The sequence below is a fragment of the Pseudomonas sp. MWU12-2029 genome (assembly GCF_023242425.1).
Taxonomy (GTDB): Bacteria; Pseudomonadota; Gammaproteobacteria; order Pseudomonadales; family Pseudomonadaceae; genus Aquipseudomonas; species Aquipseudomonas kribbensis.
Window position 1 is genome coordinate 1 of sequence record NZ_JALJDY010000024.1, and the last position, 1,368, is coordinate 1,368.

1 protein-coding gene is annotated in these 1,368 nt (G+C 52.0%); it reads right to left on the reverse strand.

What is annotated here, in order from left to right:
• Positions 1–253 precede the first annotated feature (253 nt).
• Positions 254–1,276, reverse strand: a complete 1,023-nt coding sequence (locus tag M5B44_RS28745; protein ID WP_248741300.1) for an IS110-like element ISPfl1 family transposase — start codon at positions 1,274–1,276, stop codon at positions 254–256.
• Positions 1,277–1,368 lie beyond the last annotated feature (92 nt).

A 1,368-nucleotide genomic window follows, 5' to 3' on the forward strand; every position in this document is an offset into this window, starting at 1 on the left:
CGCTACCAAACGATTGTATGGTCAGCCCATCTCCTGCAACCACGAGCGATGAACGGTAAAGCATGCTTGCGCTAATGTATCCGGGCTCATGGTCGGCAGTGTTGCCACCTGGCCCTTGATGAGTAGTCGCTCCTGCCTGTCCTTGAAAAGGGTGCCAGCTTCGAAAGCTGATTCGTTTGCCAGGTTTTCAAGCAGGAGTTGAGCTGTTTATCGTCATCATCTTGTCGTCGCAAAAGCCGGTAGTGAATTTCGGTCAAGCCATGGATTGTGCGTTGTAGCTACCTCCGCGAGCTAAAACAGCCCATACGATCCTTGCCAATTTATTGGCCAAAGCGCAGGCGACTTTATTCGGGTGCTTTCGTATCAGAAGGTCTCTGCACCAGGTTCCCAAAGCATCGGTACGTTTATCTATGTGCACCAGAACTGCACGCGAGCCTTGAATCATAAGCTTTCGAAGGTACTTATCACCTCGCTTGCTGATGTTCAAAAGGACGGTTTGGTCGCCTGTTGAATATTGCCTTGGCACCAGTCCCAGCGAAGCGGCGAAGTCTCGCGATGAGTGAAAATTGGAAGCGTCGCCGACGTCGGCCAGCAGCGCGCTAGCGATGATCGGGCCGATGCCGGGGATGCTCATCAGGCGTGTTCCCGCGTCATCAGTGTCCACTTGCTCTTTGATACTCCGGTCAATCGCCTTAATCTCGTCGTTGAGCCGCTTCATCTCTTCCAGTAGATGTTCAATAAAAGACTTCAGCTGTTGCGGTAACTCGGCGGCAGGGTCGTCCAGAATTTGATGAACTTGATTCATAGCCGCTTTTGTTGCAGGCAGTTCGATCCCGAACTCAAGCAAGAACCCGTGAATGCGATTGATCGTTTGAGTACGGTGTCCTACCAACGCCTCACGAAGGCGGTGTTGGGTTGATAGCACCTGCTGTTCAACGGTTTTGATGGCGACGTAACGTGTTTTAGGGCGAGATGCGGCTTCGCAAATTGCCTCAGCGTCGATGTAGTCGTTCTTGTTGCCGGTGACGTAAGGTTTTACATGCTGGGGCGCAATCAATTTCACTTGATGACCGAAAGACAAGAGCTTTCTGGCAAGCCAGTGTGAACCGCCACAAGACTCCATCGCTATGGTGCAGGGCTTCAGCCTTGCTGCGAACTCGAGCAAGCGGTTGCGATTGAATTTCTTGCGCAACACTTCCTTGCCTTTAACGTCGTGCCCTACAAGATGAAAGGTGCTTTTTCCAATATCCAGGCCAAGCAAGTCCAAGGTGTCCATGAGAGGTCTCCGCAAGTCAGTGAGAACCCCGATAAGTTTAGATTTAGCGGGGTTCCCGTACTGGGCTGACCATCTCATTAGGGTGGCGGCCA

Excerpts from the sequence above, each read along its gene's own strand:
- M5B44_RS28745 (WP_248741300.1), bottom strand. The coding sequence starts at position 1,276 with ATGGACACCTTGGACTTGCTTGGCCTGGATATTGGAAAAAGCACCTTT.